This window comes from Microbacterium sp. CPCC 204701 (assembly GCF_004010105.1).
GTDB lineage: Bacteria > Actinomycetota > Actinomycetes > Actinomycetales > Microbacteriaceae > Microbacterium.
In genome coordinates, this window is sequence record NZ_RRYE01000474.1 from 1 (window position 1) to 2,008 (window position 2,008).

At 71.6% G+C, this 2,008-nt stretch carries 1 protein-coding gene; it reads left to right on the forward strand.

The window, feature by feature from the left end; genetic code table 11:
• Nucleotides 1-25: 25 nt before the first annotated feature.
• Entirely contained in the window at nt 26-1,840 is a 1,815-nt protein-coding gene (locus EIO58_RS16940; protein ID WP_446723943.1) for a helicase HerA-like domain-containing protein, read from the forward strand.
• Nucleotides 1,841-2,008: the final 168 nt, after the last annotated feature.

Here is a 2,008-nt window from a genome sequence, read left to right on the forward strand (position 1 = left end):
CGCGACGAAACCTCCTGCCTCCGCCATATCTCCTGATCTGGCAACACCGACACCGGCGACGGATGCCGAAGCCTCCGACCGCGCGGCCACCACCGCCGCGCCCGCCGTGGGCGAGACCCTGGCCGCGCAGACCCCCGGGCCCGCGGGAGCGCCCACCGAGGTCCCGGCTGCGCAGGAACACGCATCCCAACCCCGCAAGCCGACCGACGCGACCGGCCCCCTGACGCCGGAAGAGATCCAGAGGATCATCGCCGGGTACAGCTTCCAGACCCCCACTCTCGATCTCGGCGCGCTCGTCAACGGCGATCCCGTGCCGGAGGCGCAGGTCCGGATCCCGCTGGGCATGATGAACCGGCACGGGCTGGTCGCGGGGGCCACCGGCACCGGCAAGACCCGCACCCTGCAGGGGCTCGCCGAGCAGCTCGCCGCGAGCGGCGTGCCGGTGTTCGCCGCCGACATCAAGGGCGACCTGTCGGGCATCGCGACGCCGGGGGAGCCGAGCGAGAAGCTGCTGGCGCGCACGCAGGGCATCGGCCAGGACTGGAAGCCCGAGGCGTCGGTCACCGAGTTCTTCGCGCTGGGCGGCATCGGCAAGGGCGTGCCCGTGCGGGCGACGGTGTCGGGCTTCGGGCCGCTGCTGCTGAGCAAGGTGCTGGGCCTGAACGACACGCAGGAGTCGAGCCTCGGGCTCGTGTTCCACTACGCCGACGAGAACGGGCTCGCGCTCGTCGACCTCTCGGACCTGCGGGCCGTGCTCACGCACCTCACGAGCGACGAGGGCAAGGCCGAGCTCAAGGAGCTCGGCGGGCTGTCGGCGGCGACCGCCGGCGTGATCCTGCGCGAGCTGATCACGTTCGCCGACCAGGGTGCGGATGTGTTCTTCGGCGAGCCCGAGTTCGACGTCACCGACTTCCTCCGCACGGCGCCCGACGGACGCGGCGTCATTAGCCTGCTCGAGGTGCCGGGCGTGATCGACAAGCCGGCGCTCTTCTCGACGTTCCTGATGTACCTGCTGGCGGAGCTGTTCGAGCTCCTCCCCGAGGTGGGCGACCCCGAGAAGCCGAAGCTGGTGTTCTTCTTCGACGAGGCGCACCTGCTGTTCAAGGACGCGTCGAAGGATTTCCTGGCCGCGATCGTGCAGACGGTGCGACTCATCCGCTCCAAGGGCGTCGGCGTCTTCTTCGTGACGCAGACCCCGAAGGACGTGCCGTCCGACGTGCTCGCGCAGCTCGGCTCGCGTGTGCAGCACGCGCTGCGCGCGTTCACCCCCGACGACGCGAAGGCGCTGCGCGCGACAGTCGGCACGTACCCCACCTCGGGTTACGACCTCGAGCGCGTGCTGCAGGAGCTCGGCACCGGCGAGGCGATCGTCACGGTCATGAGCGAGAAGGGGGCGCCCACGCCGGTCGCGTGGACCCGCCTCCGCGCGCCGCAGGGACTCATGTCGCCGACGCCCGACCCCGCGATCGAGACCGCGGTGAGGGCGTCGCCGCTGTTGGCGAAGTACGGCACGGCCATCGACCGCGAGTCGGCGCGCGAGATCCTCGCGGCGAAGATGAAGGCCGCCGACGAAGCGGCCGCCGCAGAGCGGGCCGCGCTCGAGAAGGCCAAGATCGACGCGGAACTCGCCAAGCAGCAGGCCGCGATCGACAAGGCGCAGGCCGCCGCCGAGAAGAAGGCGCAGCAGGAGTACGAGCGGCTGCTCAAGAAGACCGCCGGCGCGACCCGGACGTCGCGGTCGCGGTCGGCCTCGCCGATCGAGCAGATTCTGAACTCGAAGTCGACTGAGGCGATACTGGGCGGAGTGATCCGCGGGATCTTCGGCACCGGCAGGCGCTGAGCTCTCCGCCCGAGCGGATCGGTCCCCTCCGGAAGGCTCCGTCGTGCGCAAGGTCGTCGCCGTGGTCGCGCTGACGCTCGCCGTGGCGACGGCGGGCGCGGCGGTCGCGCTCGCGGTGGCGGCGTCGAGCGGGGGAGCCTCGGATGCCGCCACCGCGGCGTCGGCGAC